This is a genomic window from Ruegeria sp. CDSC085 (assembly GCF_059610465.1).
Map to the genome: position 1 here is coordinate 1 of NZ_JBXWNR010000005.1, position 15,955 is coordinate 15,955.

Sequence of the window (15,955 nt, forward strand, 5' to 3'; positions counted from 1 at the left end):
CAGGCATCTCCCACCCAGCAAAATCAACCATCTTACCACCCAAAGCAACGTGCAACGAGTGAAGAGGCGTGCGTTTCAAATCGGTCATTTCTTCAACCTTTCAATCAGCGGGACTGGTCGCGAACGACCATGACAGTGCAATGCGCATTGCGCACGACACGGGCCAGGTTCGGGCCAATCTCGTAGTTCGGGAAATCGCCCTTGGTCGATGCCATGACGATCAGATCAAAGCCTTCCTTGTAGGCAAGCTTCAGGATTTCGCGGTAAACACTGCCTTCTTCCACATGAACCGGCACGTCGGAAGCATTGGCATGATCCAGAATCACCTGAACCGCACCCCGCACGTGGTCTTTGGCGCCGGCGCCATAGTTGGCGGGCAGGTTCGGCAGCTGGATGATCTCGGGGATGACAGCAACTGCATGCAGTTCAGCACCGTAGAACTTGGCCTGTTCCAGCGCGAGCGGCAGGGCGTTCTTCCACGAGCGGTCGTCGGTGTGATCAATGGGCAGCAGGATTTTCGTGGCCATCACGTCTCTCCTCGAGATATTAAATTCTGTTTCAAAGGCGGGGGGCCGGGATGGCCCCCCGTTTTGGTCGGGCCGAGCTTATTCGGCAGGTGTGCCGCCCGGCTCTTCGGACTTGCCGCCCGAGGCGAAGAACTCTTTCGTCAGTTTGAAGACGATCGGGCTCAGCAGCGCCAGGGCGATCAGGTTCGGGATGGCCATCATGGCGTTCAGCGTATCGGCCAGCAGCCAGATGAAGCCCAGATCCGCGGTTGCGCCGAAGTAGATCATCACGATCCACAGAACGCGGTAGGGCATCAGGGATTTCACGCCCAGCAGGAACTCGACACATTTTTCGCCGTAGAACGACCAACCAAGGATGGTGGTGAAGGCAAAGATCGACAGAGCGATGGCGATCAGGTACCCACCGATACCCGGCAGCGACAGTTCGAACGCGTGGCTGGTCAGCGCCGCACCGGATTCACCCGATGTCCATGCCCCCGAAGCGATGATGGCCAGACCGGTGATCGAGCAGACGATGATGGTATCGATGAACGTACCCAGCATCGCGATCAGGCCCTGGTTGACTGGACCCTTGGTTTCGGCAGCGGCGTGCGCGATCGGGGCCGAACCCAGACCGGCCTCGTTCGAAAACACACCACGTGCCACACCGAAGCGGATGGCGGCCCAGACGGCTGCACCCGCGAATCCACCTTCTGCGGCGGACGGGGTGAACGCATGGGTAAAGACCAGTGACAGGGCGTTGCCGATCTCTCCGATGTTGATCAGCAGGACCAGCAGACCGGCGACAATGTAAGCAATCGCCATGAAGGGAACCAGTTTACCGGCAACCGCACCGATGCGGGTGATGCCACCCAGGATCACGGCTGCGGTCAGAACCATCAGGATAACGCCGGTGACCGAAGTGTTCAGGCCAAAGTTGGCCTCAAGCACCTGTGCCACACCGTTGGCCTGCACGCCGTTGCCGATGCCGAAGGCAGCAACCGCGCCGAACAGAGCAAATGCAACACCCAGCCAGGCCCATTTCGCGCCCAGACCGTTCTTGATGTAGTACATCGGACCACCGACATAGTTGCCCAGCTCGTCTTTCTCACGGTATTTCACCGCGCAGACAGCCTCGGCGTATTTGGTGGCCATGCCCACCAGGGCGGTCATCCACATCCAGAACAAGGCGCCTGGACCGCCCAGGAAGACAGCAGTGGCCACACCGGCGATGTTGCCTGTACCGATGGTCGCCGACAGCGAGGTCATCAGCGCGTTGAACGGGCTGATTTGCCCTTCGCCTTGACCTTCACGGCCTTTGAACAACAGGCTGAAGCCCGTGCCGATGCGCAGGATCGGCATGAATTTCAGCCCCACCTGCAGGAAGAAGCCGACGCCAAGAATGAGGACCAGCATCAACGGCCCCCACACGACGCCATTGATGGCCCCTACGATTGAATTTAACGCTTCCATGGTTTCCCTCCCATTTGCGTTTGGTTTATGCCCCGGTCGCGATGGCCCGCTGGCGGGCCTGCTTGAGGGCAGTGAAATCTTCGTCTGCATGGAACGACGAACGGGTCAGCGGTGTGGCTGACGCGTGCAAAAAGCCCTTGGAACGTGCGATCTGTTCCAGTTGGGCGAATTCCTCGGGCGACCAGAACCGGTCAATCGGATGGTGTTTCGGGGTCGGTTGCAGATACTGCCCGACCGTCAGAAAATCGACATGTGCCGCGCGCAGATCATCCATGACCTGACGCACGTCGTTCAGGGTTTCACCCAGCCCGACCATCAGGCCCGACTTGGTGAAAATCTCGGGATTTGCACGTTTGGCATCGTCCAGCAGCCGCAGCGAGGCATAATAGCGCGCGCCGGGGCGAACTGTCGGATACAGGTGAGGGACGGTTTCCAGGTTGTGGTTGAAGACGTCCGGCGCTGCCTCGAAGACGATGTTGGCGGCGTCGCCCTTGCCTAGGAAGTCCGGCGTCAGGACCTCGACCGTGGTGCCGGGGTTCTGATGACGCACGGCCCGGATTGTCTGGGCGATGTGCTGTGCCCCACCATCATCCAAGTCATCCCGATCAACCGAAGTGATCACTACGTGGCGCAGGCCCAGTTTCATGACTGCCGATGCAACGCGACCGGGTTCGAATGCATCAAGCGCATCGGGACGACCGGTGGCCACATTGCAGAAGGAACAACCGCGGGTACAGACCTCACCCATGATCATCATGGTCGCATGACGCTTGGACCAGCATTCGCCGATATTGGGGCAGGCAGCTTCTTCGCAGACCGTTGCCAGATTGTGATCCCGCATCAGCCGTCGCGTTTCGTAATACGCGGCGCTGTCGCCCTTTTTCTTGCGTATCCATCTGGGTTTGCGCGGAATGACGCTGTCGGCCTTCTTGGCCTTTTCCGGGTGGCGTGCTCTGAGCTGGATCGTCATCTGGCTGTCCCTCGTTATGCGTGGATTGCACGGCCCATGGCGTCGAGACATGCTTCTTTGACCGCCTCACCCATGGCGGGATGTGCATGGCACGAGGCTGCAACATCAGCGACCGTGGCGCCTTTGGACATGGCCAGCACCAACTCGGCGATCAGATCGCCGCCATGGGCACCACAGATATGGGCTCCGAGAATCTTGCCGTCGGAACCGGCCAGAACCTTGACTGCGCCATCTGTTTCACCCGTCGTTCGCGCCCGCGAGTTGGCCATGAAGGCGAATTTGCCGACAACGTATTCGACGCCCGCGTCTTTCAGCGCTTCTTCGGTCTGACCAACCGAAGCCACTTCGGGATCCGTGTAGACCACACCCGGCACGGTGTTGTAATCGATGTGCCCCGCTTCGCCGGCCAGCATCTCGACACAGGCAACGCCGTCTTCTTCTGCCTTGTGCGCGAGCATCGGACCGAGCACACAGTCGCCAATAGCGTAGATGCCGGGCACAGACGTTTGGAATGCTTCATCGACTTCGATGAAACCACGTGGGTTCACGGACACGCCTAATTCTTCCAGTCCAAGCCCACGCGTGACGGGGCGGCGTCCGACGGCGATCAGAACCTTATCGGCCTCGATCACCTCTTCCTTGTCCTTGCCGACGCGATCCACGGTCAGGGTCAGGCCAACCGCGGTTTTCTCAACCGATTTGAGGGCACGACCCAGCTGGAATTTCAACCCACGCTTGGACAACGCGCGCTGCGCCAGCTTGGCGATTTCGCCATCAATGCCGGGCAGAACGCGATCCAGATATTCAACAACGGTGACTTTGGCGCCGAGACGCGCCCAGACCTGACCAAGTTCCAGACCAATCACACCCGCTCCGATGACCACCAGATGATCCGGAACGTTCTCCAACGCAATTGCGCCGGTCGAGCTGAGGACATCCTGCTCATCAATTTCAATCCCCGGCAGTGAGGTCGGCTCGGATCCGGTCGCGATCAGGATAGTCTTTGTTTCATAAACGTTATCGGCGACCTTGACCTGACCGGGTGCTGGAATGCTGGCCCATCCTTCAATCAGGTCGACACCGTTCTTCTTGAACAGAAACGCGATACCCTTCGTCAGATCACTGACGATCTTGTCCTTGCGCCCCATCATCGCACTGACGTCGATGCTGGCCCCCTCGACCGCAATGCCATGGGAGGAGAGATGTGCAATTTCGGCATATTTGGCCGAGGAGGTCAGCAACGCTTTGGAGGGGATGCATCCGACGTTCAGGCATGTGCCGCCAAGTGCGCCGCGTCCTTCGACACATGCAACTTTCAGGCCCAACTGAGCCGCGCGGATCGCGGCAACATAGCCGCCCGGTCCGCCCCCGATAACGATGAGGTCGTAGGTATTCATTTCGCGTACTTTCAGTAGATCGGGTGGTTTGCACAGAGCGCGCGAACCTGTTCGCGAGTTTTCATTTCGACGGTTTCGTCACCTTCACTGGACTGCGCGAGTGCGTCCAGAACATCCCCGATCAGATGGCCGATCTGCTTGAATTCCGCTGGGCCAAAGCCACGGCTGCACCCGGCGGCGGTGCCCAGACGGATACCGCTGGTGATGGTGGGTTTCTCGGGATCACCAGGAACGCTGTTCTTGTTGCAGGTGAAGCCGGCCCGCTCGAGCGCCGCTTCGGCGTCTTTGCCGGTCACGCCAATCGGGCGCAGGTCGACCAGCATCAGGTGGTTCTCGGTGCCGCCGGAAACGATGTCACATCCGCGCGCCATCATGACGTTTGCCAAGGCCGATGCGCTGTCTACGACGCGCTGCATATATTCCTTAAATTCAGGCTTGAGTGCCTCGCCAAAGGCAACCGCCTTGCCCGCGATCACATGCATCAGTGGGCCGCCCTGCAAGCCGGGGAATACGGCCGAGTTGATTTTTTTCGCCAGCGCTTCGTCATTGGTCAGGATGATGCCACCACGAGGCCCGCGCAGGGTCTTGTGCGTGGTCGAGGTCACGACATGTGCGTGTCCTACAGGCGAGGGGTGCAGGCCGGTCGCCACCAACCCGGCGATATGAGCCATGTCGGCCAGCAACCAGGCGTCAACGTCATCCGCGATTTCACGGAATCTGGCAAAGTCGATCTTTTGCGAGTAAGCCGACGCACCTGCGATGATCAGCTTGGGCTTTTCCGCCCGCGCCAAATCGGCAACCTGATCATAATCGATCAATCCTGCATCGGTCAGGCCGTACTGTACGGGCCGGAACCATTTACCTGACTGAGCTGGTTTCGCGCCGTGGGTCAGATGGCCGCCTGCATCCAACGACATTCCCAGGATGGTATCGCCCGGGCTCAGCAGCGCCAGCTTGACTGCTCCGTTGGCCTGTGCGCCAGAATGGGGCTGAACGTTGGCATATACACAGCCAAACAGTTTCTTGAGACGTTCGATGGCCTCGACCTCGACCTCATCGACATATTCACAGCCGCCATAATAGCGTCGGCCCGGATAGCCTTCGGCGTATTTGTTGGTCAATACCGAGCCCTGCGCGTCGATCACGGCCTTCGAGACAATGTTCTCCGAGGCGATCAACTCGATCTGATCCGCCTGACGCTCTCCCTCACGTGAGATGGACGCGGCAATGACGGGATCTGCCTCAATCAGCGACGTTTTGAACATAGTCTCCTCCTTTTGCCCCGAATCCTCAGTACGAAACTTTGTTTCCTATAGGGGAAATAATGCGCATTAGGCAACAAAAATCTCTTATTCAAGAAGTTGCGTGTATACTGGGAAACATGTAGCCTTTGATAAAACAGGGGGAATTCAATGGGCGACGAAAGCCGAAATGATGTTTCCGGACAGGAAGATCTGAGTGAAGGTGAGGCTCTGGGCCGCTCCATCCGCGATGCACGGCGCGCAAAAGGGTGGACTCTGGAAGAAGCCGGCCGCGCTGCGGGTATCGGGCGGTCGACGCTGTCCAAGATCGAAAACAATCAGACGAAGCCAAGTTTTGACATTGTACGGCGCCTGACACAGGCCCTTGATATGAGCACCCCGCAGTTGTTTCTTCAGTCGGGTCAGTCCGGCATTTCAGGCCGCCGTGATTTCACTCCGAAAGGCGAGGGGGAAATCAAGAATACGCCCACTTACATGCATGAACTGCTTTGCCCCGAACTGACCAGCAAGCGGATGCTGCCCTATATCGCGACAATCAAGGCGCGCGACCTGTCGGAATTCGAGACGTGGATCCGACATTCCGGAGAAGAATTCATGTATGTGCTCAGCGGTGAACTCATCTTCGTGTCTGAACATTACCGCCCTTTGCCAATGAAGGCCGGCGACTCACTCTACTATGACAGTGGAATGGGGCATGGGTGTATTTCGACCAGCGAAGAAGACGCTAAGGTGCTGTGGGTCTCGCTGGAATAACTTCCATGGTTTTCCTTGGTTCTTGAGGAAAGCGGGCATCGCCATGCGCACCCCCTTCAGACGTCAGACAGGCTTCGGTGGCGAAACGCAGTCGGTGTCTGGCCGAATTCTGCCTTGAATGCCCGCGTCATGGCGCTGGCGTTTTCATATCCGCAACGACCGGCGATTTCGGCGATGGATTGCTCGGTATCTTCTGCCAGATTGCGTGCCAGGTTCAGCCGCAGCCGACGATACAGCGCTTGCGGCGTGGTTTTAAGCTCCGCCTGAATGCGCATTTCGATCCGCTTTTGCGAACACCCGATCTTGCGGGCCAATTCCCTGATCGAAAGAGGTGTTTCAAGGTTCGCCTGCATGAAACCCAGCGCGCGATTGACCAATATGTCTTCGGACTTCAGAGGCAAAGGGTAATGGTCCTGCCCATTTCGGCTCATCAGAAGATACCCGACTTCCATGGACAAAAGAGGCCCGTGATCCCGGCGGATAAGGGCCGAGGCCAGATCGAACGCGGCCATGGCCCCGGAACAGGTCAACCGGTTGCCATCGATGACAAAACGTTCCTGCACCGCATCCACGGCCGGAAAACTCTCTTCGAACCGGGAAAGCTCGTCCCAGTGTATGGTCGCCCGGTGCTCATCCAGCAAACCGGCGCGGGCCAGCAGCCAGCTTCCGGTATCCAATCCGGCCACTTGCCGGTGTTTTTTGGCTGTAGCCAGCACGGTGCGTGTGGTCGATCGTGTGTCCAGCTTGCGATATCCGTAAGACGGCATGACGACCAGAACGTCGCCTTGCTGATCAGAGATTGCACCATTCGGTGTAACGACAAGACCGCTGGAACTTTGAACGGGGTCTCCGTCAATGGAACAGAAACACCACGAATACAAAACCTGCCTCGACAGGTTGTTCGCAGCCCTGAGCGGTTCGACCATGTTTGCAAGGCAATGGTTCGAAAACCCGTTGAAGAGCAGAATGTTGTATTGTCGTGTTAAAATTTTCGAATTCGGCATGATCTTATATCAATTCTGCATGTCGTGACCATGAGTGATGGCGTTTGGTTGGTCAACCACCGATCCAGGGAACACGCGCCATGCAGTTTGGTCTGACAGAAGAACAGGAAATGATCGTCTCGACGGTCCGCAGCTTTGTTGAAAACGAAATCTACCCGCATGAAGACGCGGTCGAGCGCTCGGGAACCGTACCTCCCGAGCTGGGCGAGCAGATTAAGCAGAAATGTATCGATCTGGGCTTTTATGCCTGCAACTTTCCCGAAGAAGTCGGTGGTGCGGGCCTGTCTCATCTAGATTTCACCTTGGTTGAGCGCGAGCTTGGCCGTGGGTCAATGGCACTGACGCATTTCTTTGGTCGCCCGCAGAACATCCTGATGGCCTGCAACGACGACCAGCGTGAACGTTATCTTCTGCCTGCCGTACGTGGCGACAGGATGGACGCCCTGGCGATGACCGAACCGGATGCGGGTTCGGATGTGCGTGGTATGAAATGCCAGGCGGTGCGCGATGGCGGCGATTGGGTTGTCAATGGATCGAAACATTTCATCTCGGGCGCGGAACACGCGGATTTCTTCATCGTCTTCATCGCGACCGGCGTGGACGAAACCCCCAAAGGCCCGAAAAAACGCATCACCACTTTTTTAGTGGATCGCGGCACTCCGGGGTTTGAAGTGCGCGAGGGCTATAACTCGGTCAGCCACAAGGGCTACAAGAACTACATCCTGTATTTCGACAACTGCCGATTGCCCGACGCACAGGTCCTGGGCGAGGTTGATGGCGGTTTTGCCGTGATGAACGAATGGCTTTACGCAACCCGTCTGACGGTCGCGGCGTTCTCGGTCGGTCGCGCACGGCGCTGCTTTGACTATGCGCTGAACTATGCGGCCGAGCGTAAGCAGTTCGGCCAGCCCATCGGCAAGTTTCAGGGCGTCGGCTTCCAGATCGCCGACATGATCACCGAGATCGACGCCGCCGATTGGCTGACACTCGCCGCCGCGTGGCGTCTGGATCAAAACCTGCCATCGAACCGCGAGATTGCCTCGGCCAAGCTCTATGCCTCGGAAACGCTGGCGCGGGTTACGGATACCACACTGCAAATCTTCGGCGGGATGGGCTTGATGGACGATTTCCCGATCGAACGGTTCTGGCGCGATGCCCGGGTCGAGCGCATCTGGGACGGCACCAGCGAAATTCAGCGCCACATCATCAGCCGCGATCTTCTACGCCCCTTGGGCGCCTGACCATGAACAAAGACCTGACCCGGCTCCTGCGCCCGAAAACCATCGCCGTCATCGGCGGCGGCGCGTGGTGTCAGCAGGTTATTCTGCAATCCGAACGCATGGGCTATGCCGGTCCAATCTGGCCGGTGCATCCCAAAGCGTCGGAAATTGCGGGCCACAGGGTTTTTGGCCACATCGAGGACCTGCCCGAAGCCCCGGATGCGGTTTTCATCGGTATCAACCGCCACGCCACCATCGAGGCCGTTCGTGTACTGTCCAGTATGGGTGCGGGCGGGGCGGTGTGCTTTGCCTCGGGCTTTTCCGAGGCCGTTGCCGAAGATGACACCGGCGGGGACTTGCAGGATCAACTGGTCGGTGCAGCCGGTGACATGCCCATTCTTGGCCCGAACTGCTATGGCTTCATCAACGCGCTGGACGGTGCCCTGTTGTGGCCGGACCAGCACGGGGCGACCCCGGTTGACAAGGGCGTAGCGATCCTGACGCAAAGTTCAAACATCTCGATCAATCTGACCATGCAGAAACGCGGGTTGCCGATTGCCTATATGATGGCCTGTGGAAACATGGCCCAGACCAGCCAGGCCGAAACTGCCTCGGCCTTGATCGACGATCCGCGCGTAACCGCCGTGGGATTGCATATCGAAGGGTTCAAGGACGTCCGGGAATGGGAGGCGTTGGCCGCCAAGGCCTATTCGAAGGGCATCCCGCTGGTCGCCCTCAAAGTGGGCGCATCGGAACAGGCGCAGGCGGCCACCATTTCGCATACCGCGTCTCTTGCGGGCAGCGATGCGGGCGCACAGGCCCTTCTGGACCGGCTCGGAATCCCGCGTTTGTCCGCGTTGCCCGACTTTCTTGAAACGCTGAAACTGTTGCACTGCTATGGACCGCTGCCGGGTGGCTGCATCGCTTCGATCAGTTGTTCAGGGGGTGAGGCCAGCCTGATCGCAGATATGGCCGTCGGTACGGGCCTGCGTTTCCCGAAGTTGAGCGATGACAAAAGGGCCCGTCTGCGTGACGCTCTCGGCCCCATGGTCGCTCTGAATAACCCGCTGGATTATCACACCTATATCTGGCGTGACGAAGAGGCGATGGCACAGGCATGGTCGGGTATGACGGGTGAAGACATCGACCTGACGTTCTCGATCGTTGACTATCCGACGACGGATCCGACTGACTGGAGTTGCGCGACCCGAGCTGCGTTGAGAGTGCGCGCTGAAACCGGTGCTCGGTTTGCAATCGTCGCGACGTTGCCCGAAAATCTGCCTGAAGACGTCGCACAGGACCTGATGGCCGGTGGTGTAATTCCGTTCATGGGTCTGCGCGAGGCACTGGCGGCAACCCGGGCGGCGGGTCAGGTCTCGGCCCCTGCCACGCATCCCGTCTGGTTGCCGGGAACGGCTGAGGCGACCCAAACCCTGACCGAAGGTGAGTCGAAGCAGGCGCTGGCTGAATGCGGCCTGCATATCCCCCGAACCTGCACGGTTTCCGGGCCAGCGGCAGCCCTCGCAGCAGCGCAGGACATGGAAGCCCCCTTTGCCGTGAAAGGTGTTGGGCTTGCGCATAAATCCGAACACGCCGCTGTTCGGCTGGGCATTCAAACCAAAGACGTGGCCAGTGTGGCCGCTGACATCGGCACCGAAGATATCCTGATCGAAGAGATGATCACCGGAACCGTCGCCGAACTTCTGGTCGGTATCGTCCGTGACCCCGCGCATGGGTTTGTCCTGACATTGGGGGCGGGGGGGGTACTGACCGAAGTCTTGCGCGACACGGTGTCAATGCTGGTACCCAGCGCGTCCGAAGACATCCGCGCCGCGCTCGGCAAATTGAAAATCGTCCCCTTGCTGGCGGGCTATCGCGGCCAACGGGCTGCTGATATGGATGCAATCATTGCCGCAGTCGAGGCTGTTCAGGCCTATGTCATGCAAAACGCCGACACGCTTGGCGAGGTCGAGATTAACCCGCTCCTGTGCACGCCGGACAAGGCCGTTGCCGTGGATGCTCTGATAAGAAAGGCCTGAGATATGGACCCGATCAAAACCCGCCGCGACGGAACGATCCTTGAGGTGACACTGGACCGGCCCAAGGCCAATGCCATCGATCTTGTCACCAGCCGCAGAATGGGTGAGGTGTTCGCCGAGTTTCGCGACGATCCGGAGCTGCGCGTGGCCATTCTGACGGGCGGAGGAGAGAAATTCTTTTGTCCGGGCTGGGACCTGAAAGCAGCGGCCGACGGTGATGCCGTGGACGGGGACTACGGCGTCGGAGGGTTCGGCGGCTTGCAAGAGCTGCGCGACCTGAACAAACCCGTGATCGCGGCCGTCAACGGCATCGCCTGTGGCGGCGGGCTGGAGCTGGCCCTGTCAGCGGACGTGATCCTTGCCGCAGATCATGCCACATTCGCCCTGCCGGAAATCCGCTCGGGGACTGTCGCGGATGCGGCCAGCGTCAAACTGCCCAAGCGTATCCCTTATCACATCGCGATGGAGCTTCTGCTTACCGGCCGGTGGTTCGACGCCGAAGAAGCCAATCGCTGGGGTCTGGTGAACGAGATCATCGCGGCAGATCAACTGATGGACCGCGCCTGGGAGCTGGCCCGGCTGTTGGCCTCGGGGCCACCTCTGGTTTACGCCGCGATCAAGGAAATCGTACGTGATGCCGAAGATGCCAAGTTTCAGGATGCCATGAACCGCATAACCAAGCGTCAGCTAAGTACTGTGGACGTTCTCTATGCCAGTGAAGATCAGCTGGAAGGCGCGCGCGCTTTCGCCGAAAAAAGGGATCCGGTCTGGAAAGGGAAGTGAACTCTGATCGCAGAACGTGAATTTGCCATTTACTGATCCGCACCACACGTGCACAGTTAGGCATGCCGTATTTCGAACGAAAACCATATGTTAGTGCATCTCGTGCGGTCAGCCCGATTGCGCCGCAGCCCGACAATCAACCGATTTCCGATATAGCACGCCGTGTGCTTAACAGGGAACGGGGCCCGCAGCAGCATCTGGACGGTCCCTTCATGTGCCGCAAAACCTGCCATCCCGGCAGTACCGCCACCATTCTGCTGTCCTTTGAGGCACCGGAAGGCGCGGCCCCTGTTCAGATGCAGTTCGAACCAGGCGATCTGACCAATCCGAACGGCGACATTCTGCCGGCGAACCGCATCAGTGTGATCCCGCCACAAATCCTGCTTGACCCTGGGGAAGCAACGGATGTTGCTGTTGCCGTCACTATACCCGATCTCACCGAACCCGGTGAATATCATGGCCGGATCGCCTGTACAGGAACGGACCAGACCTCGCTTGTGGTGATTTTCGAGGTGGCGGGCGCTCAGACCTGACGGGTCACGAGATAGTCCATGAACTGTCCAAGAAACGCGCGCGGCCCGTCTTTGGTCCCCGCGAATACCTGCGCGAACTCACTCCGGGCTGAAGCCAGCAGGTCATTCGCCGCGTCCTGTGCATAGCGGATACTGCCATAGTGGTGCATGCGTTCCAGCACCCAGGTGACATCTTGCGTCGACCGGGTATCGCGCGGGTTTGACAACATCTCGGCCAACCGTGCCTGTTCAGGTTCATCCGCCTTCAGTCCAAGCTGGCCCAGCATCAGCGTGCGTTTGCCTTCATAGATGTCGCCGCCAATTTCCTTGCCGTAACTGTCCTGAGAGCCGACGAGATTCAAAACGTCATCCTGAATCTGAAACGCTGCACCCAGGAAAAAGCCAAAGGCATTGAAATCATCCAGTTTAAGCGCGCCGGACTCGACATCATGTGGCCGCGCAATCAGGGCCCCGATGCGCATCGGGTGAATGAAACTGTACCAGCAGGTCTTTTTCAGACACATCCTCAGATAGTCGGATGCATCGACATTCAGTCGATTGTCTCGTATCCAGCCAAGCTCCAACGCCTGGCCTTCGATGGATTGCTGCAACAGATGGTCGAACTCATCAACCACGCGCATACCGGTTTCCGGGCCCAACGGTCCCAGGTTCTGACGCAGCAGGCGAAGGGCCAGAGATTGCATCCCGTCTCCGGTATTGATCGCCAGTGGAACCCCAAGCCGCTTGTGCATACATTCGCGCCCGCGCCGGAAATCGCTTTGATCTTCGATGTCGTCATGGATCAGAAAGGCATTGTGCAGCAACTCAAGAACTGCGGCCGAGACCCTCGCATTCTCGCTGTTTCCACCGAAGGCTTCGCATGTAGCCAGTAACAGCGCAGGCCTCAGACCCTTGCCCGAGGTTTCGATATAATCGCGCATCGGACCATACAGATAGGCCTGAGGCTCACCCGTCGGCAACAAGCCCAACAGCGTTTCGCGCGCCTGATCCCCGTATGAGGTCAGCGTTTCAAGAAAATCCTGTTTCGCCGCAGGATCCAAATGCGCGGTTCCGGATTTCACAGGCTCAGCCCTTCTGGGTGATGATCACGCGACTTTTGTTTTCCGGCGTGCCGGATCGTTCCGGATCGGCGCCAAAAGCAGAGAGCGGTGCATCCGAAATTGGTATCGCCCTGGACAAGGCATCTGATTGACCGCTGTCCCGACCCAGATCATACGCGACATCTTCGGCAAGCTCATCCCCCGGGATTGGAAGATCCGTGGTGGGTTCGTAATTCGCGATGAGGTCGTACAGCTCTTTCGGGGGGCAGATCATTCTAAGCGCTTCGGCAATGGCTGGGTCCTCGGTGACGCCGCCGGGTTTTGAATATTCCGTTGCCGGTTCTCCTATGGCGGCAAGGGGGCCATCACCGCCACGATCAACTCCTGCCGTGTCCTGACCCATTTTCAGCGCGGCTTCGACCGCAACCGCGAACCGGTTGTCCCACGGAAGGCCAGCCTGATACCGGGCGTAATCATAGGCACGCAGCGGTTTGAGGATATCGGGCTCGTGCAGATCCCAGATCTGGCAGGGTTGTGCATCCGATCCACTGCGCTGAAGGATGGCGTTGACGGCACGGCGCGCGGCCTCGTTCGCCCCTTCCATCGTGGCAAGGTCGGTGAAAGTGCGGACATAGTCCGATGCCAGGAAGAAATTCGGGATGAGCGTGGCCGCATCCGGGCGCAAGCGCCAGCTGTTGATACGGTTGACCAGCAAGGGTTCGACATTGCTTTGACGCTTGGGGTCGTTCGGGTCTTGAACGATATCGGGATCGAGGAACCAGTAATGCATATCCTCGTCCCGCAAAACGGTTTGGCCATCCACGTTGATGCCGCGCTTGACCTGTTCCCAAACCTCGCTTGCAATCTCTTCCCGGCTGCAATTACGCGCTGTCTTCCCGTTCAGACCGGGTTTGTCCCATTCGGAAATGTCGATCGACAGCAGGCCTTTGGTCTTTCCTTCAGCCCAGTTGTCGAAATCAATCTGGTGCCAGAACTGTTTTTGCGACACAGCGGTCAAAGCCCATGGGCTGTCAATGAAGATGACGTGGCCGTGGGTCAGTTCAACTTCCTTGGTCAGATAGAACTGAATGCCGTTCATCCACTGTACGTCCTCGGCCAGCAGAGACAACTTGGCGAGGGCCGGGTCGAGCGCCATCATTTCCGGGGTCACAAGTGGAGCAATGCGTTCAATCGGCATCGCGCTGATAAACCAGTCCCCGGTGACTTGTTTTTCTTCTCCGTCCTGTTCGACTGTCGCGCCGATAATCCGCCCGTTCCGGCACTCGATGCCCGTAACTTTGGAGTCAAACTTGTAAACGACCCCCTTGCTTTTCAGGTAATCCAGCCACGGTTGAATCCAGACGAGATTGGTGGGCCCGTTCAGCAGCCTGTTGCAGTGTGGCTCGGGCGTGGCAATGCCCAGCTGAAGCTGAATCGCAATGTCCCCCACTGTCTTCGTGCTGGCTGTCGTGGCCTTGGCGGCCACCAATGAACGGGTCAGGCCGATGGCAAGGAACTTTTGATAGGCTTCCGAACGGTCTTGCGCGCCGATGAAATCCCACCAGCCGATCCGTTCATATTCGTCGAACCGGCGTTCCTTGCAGGAGCTCGCGATCCGCCACATGCAGGCGACAAAATGCTCGACATCCTCATACGCAATCTGGTCCCTCGGCGAGAGCGCGAAGGCAATCGTCTTGAAGGCATCCGAGACATCCTTGAGAGTGCGGGGAAACCGTTCCGGGACAATGATGCCGGGTTTATCGAACTGGCTGACCAGAACCTGAGTGGTGGGGACCAGATTGTCAAAGCATGTCCCCTTGTCGTAATACGGCGTACGGGCCATCGTGTCCGTGATATGCCGATAAAAGTTCGGAAAGAACCGAAATCCATGTTCGCCGGGCAGCCAGGGGCGTTTCACGCCGGGCGGATAACTGGCCCCATCCATCTCAGCCCATCTTTCAAGCGCCTTGATGTGATTTGCTTTCGAACCATGGTCCCCTTCACCCTTCATCACTGGGATGCTGCGGGCCTTGCCACCCGGGATCAACTGGCGTTCGTGGACTTCTACCTCGAACCCGCGTTCAATCAGTTCGTGCGCGGCGCTCATTCCGGCCACGCCGCCTCCAAGAATGACAACCTTTTCAGGCATCGGAAGTTCCTTTCGCGGAATAAACGTCAAAGCGCAGGGTAATGTCTGACAGGCTGGCTTCGCCAATGCCAAAACCCTGCAACCGATTCATCCAGCTGTAATGCGGGTTTGAGGTCAGGTAACGCGGAGCAAGCCGTACCGGGGCCGAAGCGGGCAGATTGCCCTTGGCCAAGGCCGCATAACCGTCCGGGCCAAAGTCACACACTCCCGTATCTTCGAACAGGATCGGAGCATTCCCCGTGGACGGTTTGATAAGCGCCTTTGCATGAAGCAGTCCCACACCATCGGAACGCACGCGCATCCAATCTCCGCCAATCGGTTCGATCGTTCCTTTCAAATGCGGGCCTTCGACGGTACCCCCCTCTTTGATCGCGAAGTGTAGCCAGATTCCGTCCGGTGTTTCGCCCGAAGGGGAAAAATTGCTGGTGAACGGCACGACGAATTTGGCGACATGTTCCAGAACGGGTGACTGTGCCGAAGGTTTCGCGGGTGTTGGTGGGGCTGCTGCTTCAGGCGCTTCTTCGGGTCCAGGGTCGTACTCGCGACCACCCGAGGTCAGCACCGGACGCCAGGACAAGGATTTTTCCTGTATCACCGACGGCAAAATGGCTGTGAATTGTTGAAACCCGGTTTGCGGGTCTCGTAACACGGGCCACCCGCGAATGGCGCGTTCGGGGCCTCCGTTTTCCGAACAGATCAGACGTACCGTGTCATGCGACGACACTGCGGGACCTGCTTCCACCAGTACCCTATTGAGACCGTCTGCGTTGATCGCCTCGGACCAACGCAGCGTGACGCCCCGATCTGTAAACTCGCGCACGACCCG

Annotated in this window: 14 protein-coding genes; 5 read left to right on the plus strand and 9 right to left on the minus strand. The window is 58.6% G+C overall.

Annotated elements, in window-relative coordinates; genetic code table 11:
• Positions 1–104 precede the first annotated feature (104 nt).
• The 5 genes from AC2FJB_RS09435 to glyA all read right to left on the minus strand — a co-directional run bounded on the left by AC2FJB_RS09435 (position 105) and on the right by glyA (position 5,611).
• A complete protein-coding gene (locus tag AC2FJB_RS09435; protein WP_117873547.1) occupies positions 105–527 on the minus strand; it encodes a universal stress protein in 423 nt (140 codons plus the stop codon).
• 78 nt (positions 528–605) lie between these two features.
• Positions 606–1,979 (minus strand): alanine/glycine:cation symporter family protein, encoded by a 1,374-nt coding sequence (locus tag AC2FJB_RS09440; RefSeq protein WP_117873545.1) that lies wholly within the window; start codon positions 1,977–1,979, stop codon positions 606–608.
• 25 nt (positions 1,980–2,004) lie between these two features.
• A complete protein-coding gene (lipA, locus tag AC2FJB_RS09445; RefSeq protein WP_496718102.1) occupies positions 2,005–2,949 on the minus strand; it encodes a lipoyl synthase in 945 nt (314 codons plus the stop codon).
• A 14-nt stretch (positions 2,950–2,963) separates the two neighbouring features.
• Positions 2,964–4,346, minus strand: a complete 1,383-nt coding sequence (gene lpdA / locus AC2FJB_RS09450; protein WP_496718103.1) for a dihydrolipoyl dehydrogenase — start codon at positions 4,344–4,346, stop codon at positions 2,964–2,966.
• 11 nt (positions 4,347–4,357) lie between these two features.
• Positions 4,358–5,611 (minus strand): serine hydroxymethyltransferase, encoded by a 1,254-nt coding sequence (glyA, locus tag AC2FJB_RS09455; protein WP_496718105.1) that lies wholly within the window; start codon positions 5,609–5,611, stop codon positions 4,358–4,360.
• A 147-nt stretch (positions 5,612–5,758) separates the two neighbouring features.
• Between glyA and AC2FJB_RS09460 the strand changes: the two genes are divergently transcribed.
• Positions 5,759–6,361 carry a helix-turn-helix domain-containing protein gene (locus tag AC2FJB_RS09460; RefSeq protein ID WP_299898349.1) on the plus strand — a complete coding sequence of 201 codons (603 nt, stop codon included), beginning with the start codon at positions 5,759–5,761 and terminating at the stop codon, positions 6,359–6,361.
• Positions 6,362–6,417: 56 nt separating this feature from the next.
• On the opposite strand, the gene AC2FJB_RS09465 is transcribed toward AC2FJB_RS09460, so the two are convergent.
• Positions 6,418–7,365 (minus strand): GlxA family transcriptional regulator, encoded by a 948-nt coding sequence (locus AC2FJB_RS09465; RefSeq protein ID WP_496718108.1) that lies wholly within the window; start codon positions 7,363–7,365, stop codon positions 6,418–6,420.
• Positions 7,366–7,445: 80 nt separating this feature from the next.
• Between AC2FJB_RS09465 and AC2FJB_RS09470 the strand changes: the two genes are divergently transcribed.
• The 4 genes from AC2FJB_RS09470 (at position 7,446) to AC2FJB_RS09485 (ending at position 11,940) form a co-directional block, all read left to right on the plus strand.
• Positions 7,446–8,606 (plus strand): acyl-CoA dehydrogenase family protein, encoded by a 1,161-nt coding sequence (locus AC2FJB_RS09470; protein WP_496718110.1) that lies wholly within the window; start codon positions 7,446–7,448, stop codon positions 8,604–8,606.
• A 2-nt stretch (positions 8,607–8,608) separates the two neighbouring features.
• The gene (locus AC2FJB_RS09475; protein ID WP_496718111.1) at positions 8,609–10,624 is read left to right on the plus strand and encodes an acetate--CoA ligase family protein; all 2,016 of its coding nucleotides are present in this window, start codon (positions 8,609–8,611) and stop codon (positions 10,622–10,624) included.
• 3 nt (positions 10,625–10,627) lie between these two features.
• Complete coding sequence (locus AC2FJB_RS09480) at positions 10,628–11,407, plus strand: carnitinyl-CoA dehydratase (protein ID WP_117873529.1); 780 nt, start codon at positions 10,628–10,630, stop codon at positions 11,405–11,407.
• Between the two features lie 62 nt (positions 11,408–11,469).
• Positions 11,470–11,940 (plus strand): hypothetical protein, encoded by a 471-nt coding sequence (locus AC2FJB_RS09485; RefSeq protein WP_496718113.1) that lies wholly within the window; start codon positions 11,470–11,472, stop codon positions 11,938–11,940.
• On the opposite strand, the gene AC2FJB_RS09490 is transcribed toward AC2FJB_RS09485, so the two are convergent.
• The 3 genes from AC2FJB_RS09490 to AC2FJB_RS09500 are packed head-to-tail and all read right to left on the minus strand — an operon-like array spanning position 11,931 to position 15,949.
• On the minus strand, positions 11,931–13,001 hold the full coding sequence (locus tag AC2FJB_RS09490) for a polyprenyl synthetase family protein (RefSeq protein ID WP_496718114.1): 1,071 nt from the start codon (positions 12,999–13,001) through the stop codon (positions 11,931–11,933). The genes AC2FJB_RS09485 and AC2FJB_RS09490 overlap by 10 nt on opposite strands.
• Before the next feature lie 4 nt (positions 13,002–13,005).
• The gene (locus AC2FJB_RS09495) at positions 13,006–15,129 is read right to left on the minus strand and encodes a hydroxysqualene dehydroxylase (RefSeq protein ID WP_496718116.1); all 2,124 of its coding nucleotides are present in this window, start codon (positions 15,127–15,129) and stop codon (positions 13,006–13,008) included.
• A complete protein-coding gene (locus AC2FJB_RS09500; protein ID WP_496718117.1) occupies positions 15,122–15,949 on the minus strand; it encodes a DUF3237 domain-containing protein in 828 nt (275 codons plus the stop codon). The genes AC2FJB_RS09495 and AC2FJB_RS09500 overlap by 8 nt, the downstream gene beginning before the upstream one ends.
• Between the last annotated feature and the right edge of the window lie 6 nt (positions 15,950–15,955).

Bases quoted from the DNA above. Each gene is read 5' to 3' on its own strand.
- AC2FJB_RS09435 (WP_117873547.1), bottom strand. From the start codon at position 527: ATGGCCACGAAAATCCTGCTGCCCATTGATCACACCGACGACCGCTCG.
- AC2FJB_RS09440 (WP_117873545.1), bottom strand. From the start codon at position 1,979: ATGGAAGCGTTAAATTCAATCGTAGGGGCCATCAATGGCGTCGTGTGG.
- lipA (WP_496718102.1), bottom strand. From the start codon at position 2,949: ATGACGATCCAGCTCAGAGCACGCCACCCGGAAAAGGCCAAGAAGGCC.
- lpdA (WP_496718103.1), bottom strand. From the start codon at position 4,346: ATGAATACCTACGACCTCATCGTTATCGGGGGCGGACCGGGCGGCTAT.
- glyA (WP_496718105.1), bottom strand. From the start codon at position 5,611: ATGTTCAAAACGTCGCTGATTGAGGCAGATCCCGTCATTGCCGCGTCC.
- AC2FJB_RS09460 (WP_299898349.1), top strand. From the start codon at position 5,759: ATGGGCGACGAAAGCCGAAATGATGTTTCCGGACAGGAAGATCTGAGT.
- AC2FJB_RS09465 (WP_496718108.1), bottom strand. From the start codon at position 7,365: ATGCCGAATTCGAAAATTTTAACACGACAATACAACATTCTGCTCTTC.
- AC2FJB_RS09470 (WP_496718110.1), top strand. From the start codon at position 7,446: ATGCAGTTTGGTCTGACAGAAGAACAGGAAATGATCGTCTCGACGGTC.
- AC2FJB_RS09475 (WP_496718111.1), top strand. From the start codon at position 8,609: ATGAACAAAGACCTGACCCGGCTCCTGCGCCCGAAAACCATCGCCGTC.
- AC2FJB_RS09480 (WP_117873529.1), top strand. From the start codon at position 10,628: ATGGACCCGATCAAAACCCGCCGCGACGGAACGATCCTTGAGGTGACA.
- AC2FJB_RS09485 (WP_496718113.1), top strand. From the start codon at position 11,470: ATGCCGTATTTCGAACGAAAACCATATGTTAGTGCATCTCGTGCGGTC.
- AC2FJB_RS09495 (WP_496718116.1), bottom strand. From the start codon at position 15,129: ATGCCTGAAAAGGTTGTCATTCTTGGAGGCGGCGTGGCCGGAATGAGC.